We start from the raw sequence: 18,888 nt of genomic DNA, 5'->3' as shown, positions 1-18,888 counted from the left end.
TCAAGCCATGTGCCCAGACTTTAGCGCGCAGTGCGAATACGCGCGCCGTCAGCCAGATTGTCACCCGGAAACAGCACCACGCGCTGGCCGGGCTCAAGTCCTTGCGTGACGGCGCGGTAATCTTGGCCGCCCGCGCCGACATTTATGGGCGTCAAGCGGGCGCGCCCACCTTCAAAGACGAACACCGCCCAGCCGCGCCCGTCGCGCACAAGCGCGTCCGTCGGCACGCGCAGAGCGTCGGTCTGTTCGGCGATCACCACGCGCGCATCAACGCGAAAGCCGTGGCCGAGCGATAGCGCTTGGTCCGGCGCTTGAAGATGGAGGATGACATTCACGCGCTGCTCTTCCACGCCGAGGGCGGAAATCTTCGTGCGTGCGTAAGGCTCAATGCGGAACACGCGCGCCGCGATAGGCGTATCGCCGCCCCAATTCTCAATTTGCGCTGCGGCGCCCGCCTGCATGCGTACGGCGTCTTGCGACAAGAATTCCGCCACGATCTCGATTTGCGCCGGATCACCGATCTCGATGAGCGGTGAACCGGCGAGGGCGATGGTCTCGCTTTCCTGCAGAACACGCAGCACGCGCCCTGCGGCTGGGCTGAAAATTGGTGTCGCGCGCCGGGCGCGTGACGAACTCGAGTTCGCGGCTGCGCGGGCGCGCACCAGCTCAGCGCGCCTGGCGTTGACGTTTGCCCGCGCGGCGCTTGCCGACGCATCGGCTGCGTCAAGGGCGGCCTGGGAGGCGAAGTCGCGGGCGTGAAGCGCCGCTATTCGTTCGAGATCGTTTTGCGCGAGACGATACTCAGCTTGCGCTGCATCCAGCGCCGCCTGCGCTGCGTTGACCCCAGCATTGGCCTCCGCCGCGACGCGCGCATCCAGCAACGCCGGATCTGCAGGTGAAATGGTGGCGACGATCTGGCGTGGCTCGACCATATCACCAGGCTCCAATTCCACACGCTGGAGTTCGCCGCTGACTGGCGCGCTGATCACAAAGACGTCGTGAATGCGCGTGCGGCCTTCGTCCACCACCTCGGTGCGGACGGGCCCGCGATCAACCACGGCGACGTCAACCGCTTGCGCGCGCGGCCACGCCAGCCAAACCAGTAGCAGCGCCAGAGCGGCGCCGGCGCCGATCCAGATCCATTGCGCCCGCGCGAGCTTGGGAGGCTTCGTCGGGATGCGCTCACGTACGAGCGTCATCAGTTCGCTGGGTGAAGGCAGGCGCATGTCTAATCCCTGGCCTTGAGAACGCCGATCATATCAAGCTTATCGATCCCTGTCCGCACCACGAACGCCGCCGCCGCGACACAAGCAAGCGTAAAGCCAATCGCGAATGCATAGCCGCTCGGATTGAAGACGAACGGGAAGGCGTACATGTCGGTCTGGAAAAGCTGCATGAGCCAGATCGCGAGGAGCGTGCCGAACGCTATGCCCGCAGGCACGGCCAAAAGCGCCAACGCCATAAGCTCGCCAATCAGAATGTAAGACACCTCGGTTCGCGTGAAGCCTAGGACGCGGAGGGTAGCGAGATCGCGTTCCTGCTCGGCAAGCGTGATACGCGCGGCTGAGAAGGCGACGCCGCCGGCCATGATCGCGGCAAATGCGGCATAGATGTAATTCATGACGCCGACGCCTTCCTCGAACTCGCGTCGCATCGTGGCTTCAGCTTGACCGATATAGCTGGCGCCCGCGATGGCGGGGATGCGCTTGATCGCATGATTGAACGCCTCGAATTGTGTGGCGTCCATCATCAGGTGCGCGCCGCTGATGCGTCCTGGCTCGTGCAAGAGACGTGAGAGCGCGCCAAGCTCCATATAGGCGGACGATCCGATCATGGGCTCTACGATCGCGCTCACGCGTACCTCGGCTGCAAGGCGTTGGCCGCGCGTTTGTTCGATGCGGATTTCATCACCCGGGCGCGCATCCAGTTTGTCGGCCAGGGCGCGGGCGAGCGCGATGCCGGCGACGGGCGGCGGAAGCGGCTCCTGATTGGCGCCGACGACACGACTCAAGCGCGCGATCTGTGACACGCCGAAGACGGCTTCGTGAACCGTGCGACCGTTGTGCCGGAAGATGATGTCGTCGATGCGGAAGGGTTCCGCGTAGAGCACGCCGGGAAGGCGTTCGACATGATGCAACACGCCCTGATCGCGGGCTTCGGCGAAAGTCAGTGTGACGTCCTGGCGGTTGGCGACGCCGAAATTCACGTCGAGCAGATAATCCATCTCCGCTGGGAAGGTGCGGGCGACGACGAGCAGTGCGATGGCGAAGGCGACGCCGAGCGCCGTCGTGCCGGCGCGGCGCGGGAAACGTACGATCCGCCGCATGATGATACGTGATTTCGCATCGAGCTTCGCTGCAAAATCGGCAAGGCCGCTGCTAGCAGCAAAGAAGGCCGTTGGGCGGGGCGGCGTCAAAGCAGCGGCTGGCGCGAGACGCGCGGCGCGCAGCACTGAACCCAGACATCCCGCCAATGCCGCGGCAAAACCTGCCGCCCATGCGCCGATGAAGCTTGCGGGCGACGCCGCGAAGTCGAGGCGCGGGAAATGGTAATAATCGCGATAAATGTCGGCGACGGCGCGGCCTAAGGCGATGCCAGCGGCCGAGCCTAGGAATGCGCCGATGGCCGCGAAGATGAGCGCGCTTTTAGCATAGTGCCAAGCGACAGCTGCATTGGAATAGCCGAACGCCTTTAGCAAACCGATGTTGGAGCGCTCCGTGGCAATCACGCGGCCAAGCGCGATGTTAACCAGGAACGCCGCGGTGATGAGAAAGAGCGCCGGGATGAACGCCGCCATAGTCGAGAGCTGGCGCAATTCCTCGCTCAAGAACCTGTCCGAAAGCATGCGGTCACGGCCGTAGGCGCCGGTGGAGCCGTAAGGCTCAAGAATGCGGTCGATCGCGGCGATGGTCTCGGCGGGGTTCGCATTGCGCCCAAGCGTGAACACGGCATCGTTGAAGGCGCCATCAAGATCATACGCGCGCGCCAATGCTTCTCGACCCATCCAGATCACGCCGAAGCGGTCCGCCTGACGAAACAATTCACCAGGCGCCGCAACGAACACAAACTCCGGTGAGTTAGCGACGCCGACGACAAGCAGATTTTGCCGGCGACCATACATCGTCGCTGCGAGCCGATCGCCCGGTTCAATGTGATTGGCGTCCGCGAACGCCTGACTGAGCAGGATTTCATCAGCGCGCGCGGGATCGGGCCATCGGCCGCGCGTCAGAGTGAGATCATTGACGCGGGGCCGGCCGTCGCGCGGCAGCGAGACCAAGCGCGCTGACGGCGGCTCGTCCACGCCGGCCAGATCCAACAGCGCTATGCCGCTCACGCGCGTTTCCACCGCCTGCACGCCCGGCGCATCGGCCAAGCGCTGTGCAATGCGTTCGGGGGCGCGCACGAGCGATACGGCGATGTCCGCCATGTGCCGCTCGGCATAATAAGCCGTGCGCGTGCGTTCCATCGAGCCGCGCATGCCGACGGCCATCACCAGAACCGAGAGGCCGCAGCCGAGAACGAGCGCCACACCTGCCGCGTGCAGGCGCATGCGCCAGACATCGCGAAGGAGCTTTTTGTCGAGCGTGCGCATGGTTCACCAAACCAACTGCGATGGTGGCGTACGTTGTGCGTTCACTTCAACGCTGCGGACGCGGCCGTCACTAAAGCGGATCACACGCGCCCCCATGCGGGCGACGTCTGCGTTGTGGGTGACGATCAGAGTGGTCGAGCCGTAGCGTTCGTTGACCTCCTGCAGCGCCTCGAGCACGCGCACGCCGGTTTTCACATCGAGCGCACCAGTCGGCTCATCACACAACAGCACTGCCGGCCGCTTGGCGATCGCGCGCGCAACTGCAACACGTTGCTGCTCGCCGCCGGAGAGTTGGGACGGGAAATGGTCGATCCGATTGCCGAGGCCGACAAGCTCAAGCGCCTCCGCGGCGTCGAGCGGGTCGTCACTGATCTCGCCAACGAGTTCGACATTCTCCCGCGCAGTCAGGCTGGGAATGAGATTGTAGAATTGGAAGATGAAGCCCACGTGCTTGCGGCGAAACTGGGTAAGCGCGTGATCGCTCATGCCCGTCAGCGACTCACCGCGAAAGACGATGTCGCCCGTGGTGGGCCGATCCAACGCTCCAAGAATGTTCAGCAGCGTCGATTTCCCCGAGCCGGAGGGCCCGAGCAGGACAATCAGCTCTCCCGCGGCGATGTCCAGATCGACATCAATCAACGCGCGTACGGCTGTTTCGCCCTCGCCATAGGTTCGGCAAATGCCGCGCAGAGCAAAGAGCGGCGCATGCAGATCCGATGGCGCGGCGCTGGTCATGACGTTTCATGCCCATTCTAGTCGGACTAGCCTTGATCGGGCTCAAGTGGGATTGTCTGGCAAGGCATGAATATATGTCCAGCCATTTCACGTAAGCGGACATTGGCAGGTGCGCACATGACGCTGACATTAAAAAGCCTCGGCGGCGCTGAAACCGTCACCGGCTCAAAGCATCTCCTGGATGCGGACGGCACGCGCGTGCTGGTCGATTGCGGTCTCTTTCAGGGGCTAAAGCATCTGCGCGAGCGCAATTGGGCGCCGCTCGCCGTGCCGCCGGATTCGATCGATGCGGTCGTCCTCACCCATGCGCACCTTGATCATAGCGGGTATCTGCCCAAACTCGTTCGAGAGGGCTTTCGCGGTGTCGTGCATTGCACTGAAGCGACTGCGTCGCTTTGTGAAATCCTGCTCAAGGATAGCGCGCAGATCGCCGAGAAGGATGCAGAGTATGCCAATCGCAAAGGCTTCTCGAAACACGAGCCCGCCTTGCCGCTCTACACGATGCGAGATGCTGAACGCGCGCTGAAGCATTTGAAGCCGATTCCGTTCAATGCGGAGTTCGAGGTCGCGCGCGATTGCGGTCTAACCTTTCGACGCGCCGGTCACATTCTGGGCGCTGCGACTGCAGAGGTGAAGATCGCGGGAAGCACCCTCGTGTTTTCCGGTGATCTTGGCCGCTATGACGATGCGGTCATGCTGAGCCCTGAGGCGGTCGCGCACGCGGATTATGTGATTGTGGAATCCACTTACGGGGATCGCACGCACCCCAAAACGGACATCCTCTCAGAGTTGGGCGACATCATTGAGCGCACAATTCAGCGCGGCGGCACGGTGATTATTCCGGCGTTCGCGGTGGGCCGCGTGCAGATTTTGCTCTATCACCTATGGCAGCTGAAACGCACTGGCCGTCTCGCGGCAACGCCGATCTATCTGGATAGCCCGATGGCGATCAGCGCGACGGAATTGCTTCGCGCACATCCCGACGATCACAAGCTCGATTCGGCGGCCATTGAAGGCTCGTGCGCGGTCGCGCGTTATACGCGCGACGTCGCGGACTCGATGGCCATAACAGCAAATCCAATGCCGAAGGTCATCATCGCCGGTAGCGGCATGGCCACAGGCGGTCGCGTGGTGCACCACATTCGCACATTCGCGCCCGACCCGCGCAACACTATTCTATTTGCAGGGTACCAGGCGGTGGGCACGCGCGGTGCGCGTTTGCTAGCTGGCGAGACCGAGCTGAAAATGTTCGGCGACTGGATTCCAGTCCGTGCTGAGATCGCCAATCTGCCCCAGCTTTCCGCGCACGCCGACGCTGACGAGATCATGCGATGGCTGTCGGGCTTTACCCGGGCGCCTCGGCGTGTCTTCATCGTGCACGGTGAGCCCGCAGCATCTGAAGCGCTGCGCACACGCATTGGACGAGAGCTTCACTGGAAAGCGAGCGTGGTCGATGCACTGGTCGGCTATGAGCTGAAAGAAGAATGTGATCGGTCAAACGCCTGCTAAGGGGCGTCATGGAGTTTGGGTCTCTCCCTAAGGCTTGACTCTATTTGCGCGCGGTTTATTGAAGCCGCCCGCTTGAATACGCCCTGGTCCCGCGCCGGGGCGTTTGCCGTTGGAGCCGCCGATGAATACCCCTCTCGGTCTGGACTTCGGCACGACGAACACAGTCGCCACGACTGTGACCGCCGATGGACGTGTCGAAGCGTTTCACTTTTCGTACGCGGACGAGACCTTTGATGCGTTCCGTTCCGTCCTCTGTTTCTGGCAAGCGCAGGACGAGTCGGTGCGCCGCAATCTTGTCGAGGCGGGGCCATGGGCAATCGAGCAATTCCTGGAATTGGCCGGCGATTGTCGCTTCATTCAGTCGTTCAAGACGTTTGCCGCCAGTCCGCTTTTTACGGATACGTTGATCCATGGCCGGCGGATGGCCTTCGAAGACCTGCTCTCGAACTTCTTGACGCGCGTGCGCGCACACGCGGGCCTCGATTTTCCCAAGCGCGTCGTCATCGGGCGGCCGGTCAAATTCGCCGGCGGGGCGCCGGATGAAGCGCTTGCGCGCACGCGCTATGAAGCGGCATTGCGGATGGTGGGCTTTGACGAAGTCTATCACGTCTATGAGCCCGTCGCGGCTGCGTACTATTTCGCACAGCGGCTTGAAGCAGATGCAAATATTATCGTCGCCGATTTCGGCGGCGGCACGAGCGATTTTTCTGTTGTGCGCTTCGAGCGCGGCCAGCGCGGCCTTGTGTACCAGCCGCTGGCGCATGCAGGCGTCGGCGTCGCTGGCGATGCCTTTGACTATCGGATTATCGATCAGGTCGTGGCGCGGGCCTTCGGTAAAGGGTCCGAGTATTCGAGCTGGGGCAAAGTGCTGCCCGTGCCTAACGGCTATTTCAGCAAGTTCAGCCGCTGGCATGAACTCTCGATCATGCGCCACTCGCGCGACTACCGCGAGCTGCAACAATTGGCGCGCACCAGTCTCGATCCCGAGCGCATTCACGCGTTTTTGGCGTTCCTGGATGCCGACGCCGGGTATGAAATGTATCGCGCCGTGTCGGCGACAAAGATGGCGCTTTCGCATGCCGAGGAGGCGCAGTTCTCGTTCCATGTCGCGGGGGTCGACATTGAGCGCGCCATCAAACGTGCTGATTTCGAGAAATGGATCGCGCCTGAACTCGCCGAGATTAATGCCTGCGTTGATCGCGCTCTACGCGAGGCCAATTTGCGCGAAGCGGAAATTGATCGCGTGTTCCTGACCGGCGGTACATCGTTTGTGCCCGCTGTGCGGGCGCTGTTTGCGCACCGCTTCGGCGACGCCAAGATCGAGACCGGCGATCAGCTCGTGTCGATCGCGTATGGCTTGGCGCTCATCGCGGCAGAAGACGAAGTCGGGCGTTGGGCGGCGGCATAAGCGCCTGGCGCAAATGTTTGGGCGGCGCCTATTAGCCGGCGTCTTCCAACTTCAGCTGCTCTCGCACTTGTCGCTTCAGAAACTTCCCGTTGGCGTTGCGCGGTAGCGGTTCGGTAAGCAGCCAGATATAGCGTGGGATTTTGTGTTTGGAGATGTGGCGGGCGGCTTCGGCGCGGAAATCGTCGGCGCCAGCTTGCGCGCCTTCGCGTAGCACGATGGCTGCGGCCACTTCTTCGCCAAGACGCGCGTCAGTCACACCGAAGACGATACATTCGGCGATGGCCGGATGACGATAGAGTGCGGCTTCCACCTCGGCGCAATAGACGTTCTCGCCGCCGCGCAACACCATGTCCTTCTTGCGATCGACGATGAAGACGAAATTGTCTTCATCGATACGCACGATGTCGCCGGTGTGAAACCAGCCATCGGTGATGGCTTCGGCGGTGGCTTCGGGGCGATTGAGATAGCCTTTCACGATCTGCGCGCCGCGCACCCAAAGCTCGCCCAATTCGCCAAGTGGCACGACGTTTCCGTTATCATCGACGGCTTTGGCTTCGAAATCCGGCATGATCATGCCGCAGCTCGCCGGTTTGCCGACGAAGAAGTCGCCGGCGACTGACGTGATGATGCCGCAGGTCTCAGTGAGACCGTAGCCGGTATTAGGGCGACGCCCGCCGGGACGTGTTTCGATCTTGGCGACGAGATCAGGCTGCAACGGCGCGCCGCCACCGCCCATCGTCATCAGGCTGGACGTGTCGTACTTGTCGTAATCGGGATGGGTGACGAGTTCGCGCGCCATGGTGGGTACGCCGGAGAGCGCGGTCGCGCGCTCGCGCTCGATCAAGCGCAAAGCTTCGCTCGCATCCCATTTGTGCATCAGTACGAGCTTGCCGCCTTGCGCTGTGATCGGATAGGCGACGCAATTGTTGGCGGTGACGTGGAAGAGCGGCGTGGTCGCGATGGCGATCGGCGTGGGCGGCGCAGGCGGCTCAACACCGGCGCCGCGATGGACGGCGAGACCCTGCACGGCGCCGGAGAAGAGCACGCTCATCAGATTGTTGATGCAGCCGCGATGCGTGAGCTGCGCGCCCTTCGGGTGGCCGGTGGTGCCGGAGGTGTAGAAGATGCAGGCGTCGTCGTCGGGATCGATGGTCGCGTCCGGGAGTGCTGCGCGGGTGGCGATTGTGTCTTGCCATGTTGCGATGCCGGCTGGCGTGGTCGAGGCGCGGACGAGCACGATCTTGCATGATTCAAAATGCTGCGGCGCCAAGCGCGCGAAGCGTTCTTCATCGCAAACGATCACTTTGGGCTGACTGTCGGCGATGGCGTACGCCATCTCCTCGGCGATCCACCACGCATTGAAGCCAACGGCGGCGACGCCCATCGAGGTGCAGGCCCAATAGGCCAGCAGCCATTCGGGATAATTGCGCATGGCGATGGCGACGCGATCGCCGCGGCGCACACCTTGCGCGAAAAGCCACGCCGCGAAGGCGGCGACTTGCGCATGCGCTTCGGCGTAGGTGATGCGGTCCCGCTCGAAGATCAGATATTCCGCGTCGCCGAATGCGGCGGAGGCTTGGAAGAAAGCGCGCAGGTTGGGCGGGGCATTTTTGTAGGCTCTTAGCTGCTGGCCGCGCACCGCCACGTGCTCGATCTCGAACGGCGCCCCCGGCGCCGTGAGCATGGCGGCGGCTTCTTTGAGCTCTTTATAATACATGCGTTTTCTCCCGGCCGACACCCTCACCGGGGCTGGGATCGCGTGCAAGTGGACTTTGCGGGGCTTACGTAACGTTGCCCTGACTAGGGCCCTCGACCCATCTCATCTTCCCAATGTTTGCGGCAGAGGGAGACGTATACGTCTTTCTCGATCTCGACTTGTTCGCCGCTGGTGGCCGCGCTTCCGGAGGCGTCGCGGCGGAGCACCATGATCGCCTTGGCGCCGCAATGGCAGATGGTGCGGACCTCGCGCAGGCTGTCGGCGATGGCGAGCAATTCGGCCGAACCTTCGAACAGTGCGCCGCGGAAGTCCGTGCGCAGGCCATAGCAGAGCACTGGGATTTTCAGCCGGTCGGCAACGCGAGCTAGCTGCCAGACCTGGGCGCGCGTCAGAAATTGCGCCTCGTCCACGAAAACGCAATCGATCTTGGCCGCCTCATGCTCACGCGCGACCCAGGCAAAGAGATCGTCTTCGGCTTTGAACAATTCCGCTTCGGCGCGGACGCCGATGCGTGAGCTGATCTGGCCGTCGTCCATCTCCGCGTAGAGCGCGGAGGTGAAGAGCAGCGTGCGCATACCGCGCTCGCGATAATTGTACGACGCCTGCAGCAGGATCGTGGATTTGCCGGCGTTCATCGCGGCGTAAGAGAAATAGAGCTTCGCCATGCCTTAGGCCTTGAGGCCGATTTCTTTGAGGCGTTGGGTGAGGAACGCGCCAGCGGTGGTGGGCGGATAGAGCGCGCCTTTGCCGACGCAGGACGATAGCGCTGCAAGCGAGGTGTCGGCGGTGGGGTGCATGAAGAAGGGCATCGAATAACGACTCAAATGGGAGTCGGCCGAATTGACGACCCTGTGCGTTGTCGCCGGGATCACATTGTTGGTGAGCCGAGCCATCATGTCGCCGCTGTCGACCACGAGCGCGTTGGCTTCGGTGACGATCGGCAGCCAGGCGCCGTCACGATCCAAGAGTTCGAGGCCGGCGCCACGCGCGGCGACCAGGATGGTGAGCAGATTGATGTCCTCGTGCGCGGCCGAGCGCACGGCGTTGGGATCGGCATCCTTGCCAATCGGCGGATAGTGCAGAACACGCAACACGGAATCGCCGCGCCGCACGAGCGGCTCGAAATGATCGGGCGCGAGGCCAAGGCTTGGCGCGAGCGCTTCGAGTAAGAGACAGCCGGTGTCGTTGAGTGCGGCGAAGAGCTGCTCGAACACGAGTTTGAAATCGCTCGGGCGCGACGGCCAGACATTGGGCGCCGAGAATGGATTGGGCGCTGCGCCCGGTTCGGGTTCGTGGCCGATCTGCCAGAATTCCTTGAGGTCGGGCGTCGGATTGTCCTTGGCGTGCTCGGTGCCGAACGGCGTATAGCCGCGCAAGCCACCCGCGTATTGGCGCTTCTCCGCATCAGGCAGAGCGAAGACTTCAACGGCGCGCGTGTAGGCGTCATTGAGGAGCGCGGTCGACACGTTGTGATCGACGAGCACGATGAAGCCGTACTCGCGCAGGCCGGCGGAGAGGGCCTCGGAGAAGGCCGTACGTGCGGTCGCATCGCCGTGTGTGAACTGGCGCAATGAGAGTTCGGGCACTTTGCGCATTGCGAGTCTCCGATCAGGTGCGGGCAAGAAGTGCGTCGACCTCCGCGCGTGTGGGCATGGCCGGTTGCGCACCTTCGCGTGTGGCGGCGAGAGCGCCGGCGATGCAGGCGAAGGTCAGCGCGGCTTCGGGCGCGGAACCTTCAATCAGCGCCAGCGTGAGGGCAGCGCTAAACGTATCGCCTGCGCCGGTCGTGTCGCGCGCGACGATCTTGGGCGGTCGGGCGCGGGCAATCTCTTCGCCTTGTCGGAAGAGCGTCGCGCCTTCAGCCCCGTAGGTGATGGCGACCATGCTCTTGGCCGCGCTCAGCGCATCGCCATAGCACGCGGCTTCGCCTTCGTTGACGGTCACCAAATCTGCGCGCGCGATCAGTGCATCCGGCACGGGTGCTGCGGGGGCGAGGTTGATGGCGAAAAAGCCGTGGAAGCTTTGCGCGGCCGCAAGATTCGTCTCGACCGGCACTTCCAATTGGCAGAGCAAGGCGTCCGCTTCGATCGCGCCGACATCGCTTGGGGCTAACAGCGCATTGGCGCCGGGCGCGACGACGATCTGATTTTCACTGCTCTCCGCCACCGCGATCAGCGCAACGCCGGTGGGTGCATCATCGCGCGCGCGGCAATGATCGAGATTGACGCCATCCGCGCGGAGTAGCGCCAGCGCTTCGCCCGCGAACGCATCGGCGCCAACGCAGCCCCAGAGCGCGACCTCGGCGCCGAGGCGTCGCGCGGCGAGCGCTTGGTTTGCGCCCTTACCGCCCGGATAGCGCGCGAACGTCGCGCCGCCGACGGTCTCGCCGGGCGCGGGCAGATGCGGTGCGCGGACGACCAGATCCAGATTGATGGAGCCGACGACAGCAATGCGCGGGGCGCTCATGCGAGCCTCCGCGTCAGCAGATCGAACACGCCATCTGCATGCACACGCGTCGCCCAGCATGTAGCGCTTGGTGTCTCAAGGGGAAATTCGACGGCGGTGTGACCGCGTGTGAGCGGCGAATCCGTCTCGACGTCGATACGCGCGGCTTGGGTTTCGAACAATTCGGGCGCCAGCAAATAAGCGATCACGGCAGGATCGTGCAGCGGCGCGCCTTCGCGGTGCGCCAACGTGCGCTCCACGTGTTCGCCGAAGCGTAACAACTGACACGCCGCGCGTGCGCGCGCTGAACTCAACGCCTCGAGCCGCGCCATGCGGGCGGGATTGGTGCGGACTTGGTGCGTCGCGTCCAGGCCGAGCGCGACGATGGGCAAGCCGGAGGAAAACACGATCGCGGCCGCATGCGGATCGGCATAGATGTTGAACTCGGCCGACGCGGTGATGTTGCCGCCCTCGCTGCGTGCGCCGCCCATGATGACGATCTCGCGCACGCCTTGCGCGGCCGCCGCGTTCGCGCGTAGCGCCAGCGCAATATTGGTGAGCGGGCCGAGTACGGCGACGCTCACGGAGTGCGGCGCGGCTTTGCTCAAGGTGTCTGCGAGAAAAGCGACGGCGTGTGTGCTCTCGGGGCCTTTCGTGGGCGCTGCGAAAGTCAGATCGCCAAGCCCATTGGCGCCATGGAAGTGACCAGCCTCGACGGGCGCAACCAGGAGCGGGCGATTGGCGCCGACGAAGACGGGCACGTCTTCACGCGCGGCCAAAGATCGGATCACGCACGCATTGTGCGCGGTGAGCGCGCCGCTGACATTGCCGGCGACGGTGGTGATGCCGCGCAGATCAAACGTGTCCGGCGCCGAGAAGGCGAGCAGCAGCGCCACGGCATCGTCAACGCCGGGGTCGCAATCAATGATGAGCGGGCGAGGCGGCATGATCAGGCTTATCCGGTGATGAAGAGGCTCGCCAGCGCAGCACTCATCAGGTTGGAGAGCGAGCCCGCGGCGACGACGTGAAAGCCATAGCGCGCCATCTCGGGCGCACGTGACGGCGCTAAGGTGTTCAACGCCGCGAGCAAGATGCCGATCGAACTCAGATTGGCGAAGCCGCAAAGCGCGAACGTGGTGATCGCCATCGTGCGCGGCGACAGCGTGTCACCCATCTGGCCCAAATGCATGAAGGCGACGAATTCGTTGAGGATCAGCTTCTCGCCAAACACGCCGCCAGCTTGCTGCGCCTCCGACCAAGGAATATTCAAGAGCCACATCACTGGCGCGAAGATGTAGCCGAGCAGGCCTTGAAGCGTCAGGTTCTCCACGCCGGCCAGATTGCCGAGTGCGCCAAGCCCGCCATTGACCAGCGCAATGAGCGAAACGAAGGCGATCAGCATGGCGCCGATCGAAGCGGCCAGCATCAAGCCGTCTTGTGCGCCCGAAGCTGCGGCCATGATGACATTGCTTTGCTTGGCGCGTTCAAAAGTCTCAGCGTCAGATGCTTTCTCGCCCACGCTATCCTGCGGGCCATCACCGGTCGCTTCGAGTGTAGCGGGCGTGCGCGGCGCTGGTTTGTCGTCCGGCATGATGATCTTGGCCATGAGCAGGCCGCCGGGCGCGGACATAAAGCTCGCCGCCAAGAGATAATTGATGTCGATGCCCATCTGCGCATAGGCCGCCAATACGCTGCCGGAGACCGACGCCATGCCCGTCGTCATGATCGCGAACAATTGCGCCCGCGTGACGTGCGGCAGATACGGGCGCACGACCAGCGGCGCTTCGGTCTGGCCGACGAAGACGTTCGCCGTCGCCGTCAATGATTCAACGCGCCCTGTGCCAAGCAGGAAGCGCAACGCGCCGCCGCCCCAAGTGACGATCGGCTGCATTACGCCGATATGGTAGAGCACCGACATCAGCGCCGAAAAGAAGATGATGATGGGCAGCACGTTCAGCGCAAAGCTGAAACCGACTTCGCTCGCGAGCGGGCCAAACACCATGGCAATGCCGGCGCCGGAAAAATTGATCAGCGCCTGCACGCCGTCCGACATCGCCGCCAGCGCCGCGCGGCCGGCGGGCAGATAAAGCACAAGCGCTGCAAGTGCGGCCTGCAGCGCGAGGGCCGCGGTGACGATCCGCAGCCGGATGGCGCGCCGGTTCGTGGAGAACAAGACCGCCATCGCCAGGATGGCGATAATGCCGACAAGCCCTTGCCAATATTGCACCCGCGCTTCCCCGATTTGGTCCTTGGGCATGGGGCTTAGACCGGTCCAAGCGTGGGTTCAATCGGCGGTGTCCGAACACGGAACGTGGCGGTGGCGCCGCCTAGCCGCGTGGGGGACGCGGTGTGGCTTCGGTTAACGACTTCTTGCTGCGTCCAATTGCGGCTCTGATACACGGTTCCGAAATATATGAATGGTATGTGCATGCCTTCGGGTGGGTATGCGAGCCGATGCTGGAAGCGCGAAAGACGATACGCGTTATTATCGCGGATGCGACGCCAAGCGTGTTGCGCCTCTTGTCGGAGGTGCTGCGTGGCGCGGGCGTCGAGCGCATTCATTTTGCGCGCAATGGCCGCGATCTGCTGAATTACGTTAGCGAGTTTTCGCCGGACATAGTCATCACCACGTCGCGCTTGCCGGAATTCTCCGGGCTCGAATTCACGCGTCTGATCCGCGGCGGCTACAAGAGCGTGCCGCGTGATCTGCCGATCATCGTGATGACCAACTCGGCGACGAAGACCTTTCTGGAAGCGGCGCGGACGAGCGGTGTGGATGAGATGCTGGTGCGTCCGTTCACGGGCGAAGCCGTGATCGAGCGCATGCTGGCGGTGCTGAAGCACAAGCGCGATTTCGTCGACAGCGTCGAATATGTAGGGCCTTGCCGTCGCCGCCGCGCGCGTGACGAATATAACGGCCCGATGCGCCGCTTCATGGATCCGACCGACGACATGCCGGGTGCGCCGCTCTGGGAGAGCGAAACGCACCGTCAAGCCGTGCGCAAATGCGTGCAGCGGATCAGCGAGCACGTGAGCGGGCTGACGCCGGGCGATCGCAAGAAGCTTCGCGAGATATACAGCGCGGTCAAGGAAACGGAATCCATGGCCGATGAATCGCGGGACGAAGCGCTTGGCGCGGCGTCGCGCTCGCTGGGGCGCTACATCATGGCGGTCGGCGCTGGCGGCGTTCTGGACGAAGAGACGGTGCGCACGCACATCGATGCGATGCACACGTTGAGCGTGCTCACGAGCGCGGAATATGATGAGCGTCAAAAGCTGGTCGAAGGCTTGTCACGCATTGTGGACAAGAAGCTTGGCCGAAGTGTGGACGTCGCGGCCGCTAATCTGATGCTGCGCTAGGCGCGGGTCAGTCCCGAAAAATCGACGAGCTGCCCCTAGGTCGCGCGTGCGTTCGCGAAGGCCTTGCGCCATGATGCACGCAACGAAAAAGCCTTAGGGGGACGAAATGGGCGGAACGTGGCGTGGGCTGGCGGCGGCTATGGCCGTGCTGGCGGTCGCTTCCTCTGCGGGCGCGCAGAACGATCCGCCTGCGGGCGCGACGACTGAGCGGCCGAACATCGTGCTGATCTTGATCGACGATGCGGGTTTCACGGATCTCGGCGCCTATGGCGGCGAAGCGCGGACGTCGAATATCGACGCGTTGGCTGAGCGTGGCGTGCGCTTCTCGAACTATCATTCTTCGCCGCTCTGCTCCCCTTCGCGGGCGATGCTGCTGACGGGCGTCGATAATCACCGCACGGGTGTGGCGACGATCGGTGAAGTCATCCCGCCGTCGCAGCGTGGGCAGCCAGGCTATTCGCTGCATTTGGAGCCGGGCGTGACCACGGTGGCGTCGCGGCTGCAAGCGAGCGGCTATCGCACCTACATGACGGGCAAATGGCATTTGGGTGATGGGCCTGGTCAGCTGCCGAATTCGCACGGCTTCGATCGCTCGTTTGCGCTGGAAGCGTCCGGCGCGGACAATTGGGAGCAGAAGCCGTACATGCCCTATTACGCGCATGCCGATTGGTATGAGGACGGGCAACCGGCGACGCTGCCGAGCGACTTTTATTCATCGCGTTTCCTCGTCGATCAGATGATCGACTACATCGACAGTGAACGTGCAGATGCGCGGCCGTTCTTTGCCTATGTAGCGTTCCAGGCGGTGCACATCCCGGTGCAGGCGCCGCGCGAGGATAGCGCGCGCTATCGCGGGCGTTACGATCAAGGCTGGGCGGCGTTGCGCGAGCAGCGTTTCCGTCGCGCGCAAGAGCTTGGTCTTATGCCGGCGGAAGCGTCGCTGGGCGCGAGCCCGCCGAATGCGCGCAATTGGCAGGACGTGGAGCCGGGCGAGCGAGCGTTGTTGGCGCGCAGCATGGAAGTGCATGCGGGTATGTTGGATTCGATGGATCAAAATATCGGCCGGCTGATCGCGCATCTGCAGGAGATCGGCGAGCTTGAGAACACGGTGTTCGTGGTCACGTCCGATAATGGGCCGGAGCCGAGCAATCCGCTGGCGGCGCGCGGGTTCGAGCAATGGATGCATCTGAACGGCTACACGCGCGAACTCGATAATCTTGGCGAGCGCGGCTCGATGGTGGCGATTGGGCCCGAATTCGCGAACGCGACGGCCGCGCCCGGCGCGTTGTTCAAATTCTATACGACCGAAGGTGGCACGCGCGTGCCGATGATTATCGCGGGGCCTGGCGTCGGTGCGGGTTTGCGCGCGGATGGTTTTGCGTATGTCACCGACATTGCGCCGACCTTGTTGGAACTCGCGCGCGTTGCGCCGGCGACGGACGGCGTGCCGGTGACAGGCCGCTCACTCTCGGCGGTGCTGCGCGGCGAGGCGCAATCGGCTTATGGGCCGGAAGAACCGGTCGGCCTCGAAGTCTCAGGCAACGCGGCCTTGTTTCGCGGCGACTTCAAGCTCGTGATCAACCAGCGGCCGAACGGCGACGGGCAATGGCGGCTTTACAATGTGCGCCTTGATCCGGGTGAAACGCGCGATCTTTCGACTGAGATGCCCGATCTCTTCGCGCAGATGCAGCGCGAGTATGAGGCATACGTGCAGGAGATGGGCGTGCTGCCCATGCCCGAAGGCTACAACATCCACGGCCAGATCGAGACCAACACGTATGCGCGTCAGTTCACGCGCTATTTGCCATTCCTGATTGGCGGCGGCGTGGTGTTGGTTGTGCTGATTGGTGGGATTGTGTGGCTGTTTAGGCGGAAGCGGAAGGCGAAGGCCTAGGCGCCATGGAGCGCGGGCGTCCTCGCCCGCGTTGAGACACGCAGCACTTTTGGCCGCGCAGAGCTCAGCTCTGCACGGTTGGTGCTGGCGGGAAGATGCGGGCGAGGACGCCCGCGCTCCATGTTAGGAGCTATCCGCTGCAAACACTGGCGGAGTAGCCAGCGTGCTGACGCGCTCGTGCGGTGGGCGTACGAGGCGGATGCCGAAGAGGCGTGTTAGGCCGCGCGCGAGGCGACGCGCGGCGTGGTCGGCCAGCGCATCGACGTTGTTGAGCGCGTTGACGATCAGCAGGAAGCGTCTCAGCAAATCGTGATGCTGCAAGCTTTTGCGCAGACAGGAACCGCGACCGGCGCGGGTGATGGAGCGGACGCGGGTGCGACGTGAGAAGCCGCTGCCGGCGTAATTGCGCAGCTTCGGCGGATGACCTGTGCCCATGCCAAGCTTGGCGGCCGCGTGAAGGATGATGATGTTGTTGATGGTGCGGGCGACGGCGTCGAGATTGGCGTAGAAGCCGCGTGCGAGCAGGTGACGTTCGCTGATGCGGCCTAAGCTGTCGCGAAACATGAGCGCGCCCACCCAGAACAGAAGCAAGCGAGCCCAGGCGATCAGCCTGGTCTTTCTGTGCTCTGTGATGGTGGGCGCGGTGTGTTTCATGCGCGGCAGTGTAAGTGCGCGCACAAGTCGGTCGGATAGAGTCTTTTTCCTGGACCGCCGGCTTTCAGCCGGCATCTTCGTTTGCTCGTGCAACACCGTTGAAGGCCTTGGCCTTTCAGACAATGCCGGCTGGAAGCCGGCGGTCCGAAGTTTGGGATAGAGCGCCGCTCTATCCCCGCATTCAAACGCGCAGCGCCGCTGCCAGTTTGTTTAAGCCCTGCTCGAACAGGTCGTCTTCGATGGTGAGCGGATAGAGCAGGCGGATGGTTTCGCCGGAGATTCCGCAGGAGAGCAGGATAAGCCCCTCTTCGAGCGCGCGCGTGGTGACGCGTTTGGCGGCGGCCCCGTCGGGCGCTTTGGCGCCGCGCTCGGTGATCAGGTCGAAGGCGATCATGGAGCCGGGCCCGCGGATGTCGTCGATCGGGGCCATGTCGTTGCGTGATTGAATTTCCTTGAGCTTGGCTTTGGCGCGTTCGCCCAGCGCATTCGCGCGCGCCAGCAGGCCTTCGCCGTCGATCACGTCGAGTACGGCGAGGGCTGCCGCGCAGCCGATCGGTGAGCCGCCATAAGTGCCGCCAAGGCCGCCTGGATCGGTTTTGTCCATAATGTCGGCGCGGCCGACCAAACCCGAGAGCGGAAAGCCGCCCGCGAGGGATTTGGCCATCGTGATCAGGTCGGGCGTTACGTCGTAATGCTCCATCGCGAAGAGTTTGCCGGTGCGGGCAAAGCCGGTTTGCACTTCGTCGGCGATGAGCAGGATGCCGTGCGTGTCGCAGAGCGTACGCAGCGCGCGCATGAGTTCAGGCGGGACCATGTGGAAGCCGCCTTCGCCCTGGACCGGTTCGATCACGATGGCGGCGACGCGCGAGGGCTCCACGTCGGCGCGCAGAATGTGATTGAGCACGAGCAGCGAGGTCTCCACATCGACGCCGTAGCGCGCGAGCGGGAACGGCACGTGGAAGACGTCCGGCACGGAGGGGCCGAATTGCTGTTTGTAGGGCGCGACCTTGCCAGTCATCGCCATCGTCAGCGTGGTGCGGCCGTGGAAGCTGCCGGTGAACGAGATGATGCCAGTGCGGCCGGTTGCGGCGCGCGCGATCTTCACGGCGTTCTCGACCGCCTCGGCGCCCGTGGTGAAGAAGATGGTCTTCGCGTCGCCTGCGATCGGGGCGCGGGCGTTGAGCTTTTCGGCGAGCGCGATGTAGGGCTCGTAGGCGCTGACCTGGAACGCCGTGTGCGTGACGCAATCGAGCTGCGCGCGGACTGCTTCGATCACTTTGGGATGGCGATGGCCGGTATTGAGCACGGCGATGCCGCCGGCGAAGTCGATATATTCGCGCCCCTCCACGTCCCACAGGCGGGCATTCTCGGCGCGCGCGGTGAACACGGGTGTCGCGGTGGAAACCCCGCGCGGCACAGCTTTGGCGCGGCGGGCGAGGAGTTCGGCGTTGGTGGTCATGATCTTGGCGCCTTCGGTCAAGCGGAAGCTTTTCCTAGCACATATCGCAGCGTCCTGAGGAGCGGCCGCGCTGTCAGACTTGCGGCTTGTTGCCGTCGCGACAGGGCTTTTCAGT

The 18,888-nt window shown here is 63.5% G+C and carries 15 protein-coding genes; 4 read left to right on the top strand and 11 right to left on the bottom strand.

Annotation, left to right across the window (positions count from 1 at the left end):
* Positions 1–20: 20 nt before the first annotated feature.
* From EPJ54_RS05070 to EPJ54_RS05060, 3 genes are read right to left on the bottom strand one after another with little or no spacing between them, the layout of a single operon-like run.
* Entirely contained in the window at positions 21–1,226 is a 1,206-nt protein-coding gene (locus EPJ54_RS05070; RefSeq protein WP_135210564.1) for an efflux RND transporter periplasmic adaptor subunit, read from the bottom strand.
* 2 nt (positions 1,227–1,228) lie between these two features.
* Positions 1,229–3,592 (bottom strand): ABC transporter permease, encoded by a 2,364-nt coding sequence (locus EPJ54_RS05065; RefSeq protein ID WP_135210563.1) that lies wholly within the window; start codon positions 3,590–3,592, stop codon positions 1,229–1,231.
* Positions 3,593–3,595: 3 nt separating this feature from the next.
* A complete protein-coding gene (locus EPJ54_RS05060; protein WP_135210562.1) occupies positions 3,596–4,327 on the bottom strand; it encodes an ABC transporter ATP-binding protein in 732 nt (243 codons plus the stop codon).
* A 117-nt stretch (positions 4,328–4,444) separates the two neighbouring features.
* Here EPJ54_RS05060 and EPJ54_RS05055 point away from each other — a divergent pair, with 117 nt between their 5' ends.
* Together EPJ54_RS05055 and EPJ54_RS05050 are read left to right on the top strand one after the other, a co-directional pair.
* Positions 4,445–5,836, top strand: a complete 1,392-nt coding sequence (locus EPJ54_RS05055; protein ID WP_135210561.1) for an MBL fold metallo-hydrolase RNA specificity domain-containing protein — start codon at positions 4,445–4,447, stop codon at positions 5,834–5,836.
* A 121-nt stretch (positions 5,837–5,957) separates the two neighbouring features.
* Positions 5,958–7,244 (top strand): Hsp70 family protein, encoded by a 1,287-nt coding sequence (locus EPJ54_RS05050; protein ID WP_135210560.1) that lies wholly within the window; start codon positions 5,958–5,960, stop codon positions 7,242–7,244.
* A gap of 31 nt (positions 7,245–7,275) precedes the next feature.
* Here the strand turns inward: EPJ54_RS05050 and EPJ54_RS05045 are convergent, their stop codons facing one another.
* The 6 genes from EPJ54_RS05045 to EPJ54_RS05020 form a co-directional block, all read right to left on the bottom strand.
* Positions 7,276–8,961 carry a class I adenylate-forming enzyme family protein gene (locus EPJ54_RS05045; protein ID WP_135210559.1) on the bottom strand — a complete coding sequence of 562 codons (1,686 nt, stop codon included), beginning with the start codon at positions 8,959–8,961 and terminating at the stop codon, positions 7,276–7,278.
* 83 nt (positions 8,962–9,044) lie between these two features.
* The gene (locus EPJ54_RS05040) at positions 9,045–9,626 is read right to left on the bottom strand and encodes a thymidine kinase (protein ID WP_135210558.1); all 582 of its coding nucleotides are present in this window, start codon (positions 9,624–9,626) and stop codon (positions 9,045–9,047) included.
* Positions 9,627–9,629: 3 nt separating this feature from the next.
* Positions 9,630–10,556: an isopenicillin N synthase family dioxygenase gene (locus tag EPJ54_RS05035; RefSeq protein WP_135210557.1), complete on the bottom strand. Its 927-nt coding sequence runs from the start codon at positions 10,554–10,556 to the stop codon at positions 9,630–9,632.
* Positions 10,557–10,569: 13 nt separating this feature from the next.
* On the bottom strand, positions 10,570–11,427 hold the full coding sequence (locus tag EPJ54_RS05030) for a ribokinase (RefSeq protein ID WP_135210556.1): 858 nt from the start codon (positions 11,425–11,427) through the stop codon (positions 10,570–10,572).
* On the bottom strand, positions 11,424–12,353 hold the full coding sequence (locus tag EPJ54_RS05025; protein WP_135210555.1) for a nucleoside hydrolase: 930 nt from the start codon (positions 12,351–12,353) through the stop codon (positions 11,424–11,426). Before EPJ54_RS05025 ends, EPJ54_RS05030 begins: the two co-directional genes overlap by 4 nt.
* An 8-nt stretch (positions 12,354–12,361) precedes the next feature.
* Positions 12,362–13,663, bottom strand: coding sequence for a NupC/NupG family nucleoside CNT transporter (locus tag EPJ54_RS05020; RefSeq protein WP_135210554.1), 1,302 nt, complete (start codon positions 13,661–13,663; stop codon positions 12,362–12,364).
* A gap of 197 nt (positions 13,664–13,860) precedes the next feature.
* Between EPJ54_RS05020 and EPJ54_RS05015 the strand changes: the two genes are divergently transcribed.
* Both EPJ54_RS05015 and EPJ54_RS05010 read left to right on the top strand, forming a co-directional pair.
* A complete protein-coding gene (locus EPJ54_RS05015) occupies positions 13,861–14,766 on the top strand; it encodes a response regulator (RefSeq protein WP_135210553.1) in 906 nt (301 codons plus the stop codon).
* Positions 14,767–14,872: 106 nt separating this feature from the next.
* The gene (locus EPJ54_RS05010; protein ID WP_135210552.1) at positions 14,873–16,660 is read left to right on the top strand and encodes an arylsulfatase; all 1,788 of its coding nucleotides are present in this window, start codon (positions 14,873–14,875) and stop codon (positions 16,658–16,660) included.
* A gap of 123 nt (positions 16,661–16,783) precedes the next feature.
* Here EPJ54_RS05010 and EPJ54_RS05005 read toward each other — a convergent pair whose 3' ends face one another.
* Both EPJ54_RS05005 and gabT read right to left on the bottom strand, forming a co-directional pair.
* Positions 16,784–17,314, bottom strand: coding sequence for a hypothetical protein (locus tag EPJ54_RS05005; protein WP_135210551.1), 531 nt, complete (start codon positions 17,312–17,314; stop codon positions 16,784–16,786).
* Between the two features lie 181 nt (positions 17,315–17,495).
* Entirely contained in the window at positions 17,496–18,773 is a 1,278-nt protein-coding gene (gene gabT, locus EPJ54_RS05000; protein ID WP_135210550.1) for a 4-aminobutyrate--2-oxoglutarate transaminase, read from the bottom strand.
* Positions 18,774–18,888 lie beyond the last annotated feature (115 nt).

The organism is Vitreimonas flagellata, assembly GCF_004634425.1.
GTDB classification, from domain to species: domain Bacteria; phylum Pseudomonadota; class Alphaproteobacteria; order Caulobacterales; family Aquidulcibacteraceae; genus Vitreimonas; species Vitreimonas flagellata.
This window is presented reverse-complemented; position numbering and strand designations above follow the sequence as displayed.